This is a genomic window from Mycobacterium scrofulaceum (assembly GCF_002086735.1).
Classification (GTDB): Bacteria; Actinomycetota; Actinomycetes; order Mycobacteriales; family Mycobacteriaceae; genus Mycobacterium; species Mycobacterium scrofulaceum.
On record NZ_MVIJ01000134.1, the window covers coordinates 1 to 1,516 of the forward strand.

A 1,516-nucleotide genomic window follows, 5' to 3' on the forward strand; every position below is an offset into this window, starting at 1 on the left:
CGGGAGATCTGTTGCAGAACCGGGCCGTGTCGCCGGTTTACGCAACGTCACACAACAGGGCAGCTAACCCCAGAAAACGGTGTCGGTGGTTGTGCTCGAGCTTGAAGTCCCCGATGACCACGCGGGCCTCGAACAGGGTGTTCCAGTGGTTACGGTTGAGGCACTCCTTCCTCAGTCGGTTGTTGAACGATTCGATGTATCCGTTGTTCCACGGCATTCCCGGTGGAATGTAGAGCAGCCCGACCTTGTTCTCGCAGAACCGTTGCAGCGCTTGAGAAACCAACTCCGGGCCGTTGTCCATCCGCAGCACCTTCGGCGGCCCACCCGCGGCGGCGAACGCATCCTCGAGCTCGACCACCAACCGTTCGGCGGTGATCGATCGCTCCACCACATGCAACAGCGATTCACGGGTGTGCTCGTCTATCATCGAGGCGATCTTGATGGCCTTGCCGTCGATGGTGGAGTCGAACTGGAAATCGATCGCCCACACCACGTTCGGCGCATCGGCGTCGACCGGCGGGATGGAGGACACCCCCGCCCGCTTACGCGGCGAATTCACCTTCACCTGCAGCCCTTCCTCGCGCCACAGCCGGTGGATCTTCTTCTTGTTGACCTCACGGCGCTCGTCGAAGCGCAACGCCGCCCACGCACGCCGGAACCCATGGCACGGGTGTTTGGCGGCGTAGGCGCGCAGCCAGCCCCTCATTTCGGCGTCAGGATCAGCAGGGGTCTGCCCCAACGGCAGGCGGCGGTAGGTGGAGCGGGCCAGCCCAACGGCCTTGCACGCCAACCGCTCCGACATGCTCAACGTCTCCTTGAGCATGTCCACGGCGCGGCGCTTGGCAGCCGGGCTCAGAATTTTCCCTTAGCCACCTCACGCAGCGCGTCCTTCTCCAGCTCGGCGTCGGCCAGCAAGCGCTTCAATCGGCCGTTCTGCTCGCGCAGCTCCTTGAGCTCCTTGGCGGCATCGGTGTCCATCCCGCCGTAAGTGCGCCGCCAGTTGTACAGCGTCGCCGCCGACACATCCAGTTCGGCGGCAATCTCCTCGCCGGTCTTTCCGGCAGCGGACAGCTCATCCGCGCGGCGCAGTTTGCGCACGATGTCCTCAGCGGAATGCCGCTTCCGACCAGCCATCTATTCATCGTCCCTTCCAGCCCGACATCGGGCCACAGGACTCTAAAACTGGTTTGATCTGTTCCCGCCGTTTCGGGCCGTGGTTATGCGAGTTGAGGGATCGAATAGGTGGACGTCCAGAGTGTTTCGAACTCTGTGGGGCTGATGTTACCGAGGTAGCTGTGACGGCGTTCGACGTTGTAGAAGTTGTCGATGTAATCGGCCATGGCGGCGGCCAATTCGATGGTGGTGGCCCATTTGCGGGTGTTGAGCAGCTCGACTTGCATGCGGGCCCAGAACGACTCCATGGCGGCGTTGTCGAAGCATTGACCGGCTAATCGGGGTCGATGGGTCTGATTTTGGGGCGGAATGGTTCATCGTCGGGGTGGTGGCTTGGTGAGCT

The 1,516-nt window shown here is 62.3% G+C and carries 2 protein-coding genes; both read right to left on the reverse strand.

The genetic code is table 11. The annotated features are described in order from the left end of the window. Nucleotides 1–37: 37 nt before the first annotated feature. A protein-coding gene (locus BST44_RS29095) for an IS3 family transposase (protein WP_142274742.1) occupies nucleotides 38–1,134 on the reverse strand; the annotation gives its coding sequence in 2 pieces (ribosomal slippage) (nucleotides 38–867 and nucleotides 867–1,134; 1,098 coding nt in all). An 83-nt stretch (nucleotides 1,135–1,217) separates the two neighbouring features. Further along, entirely contained in the window at nucleotides 1,218–1,484 is a 267-nt protein-coding gene (locus BST44_RS29100; RefSeq protein WP_083180042.1) for an integrase core domain-containing protein, read from the reverse strand. Nucleotides 1,485–1,516 lie beyond the last annotated feature (32 nt).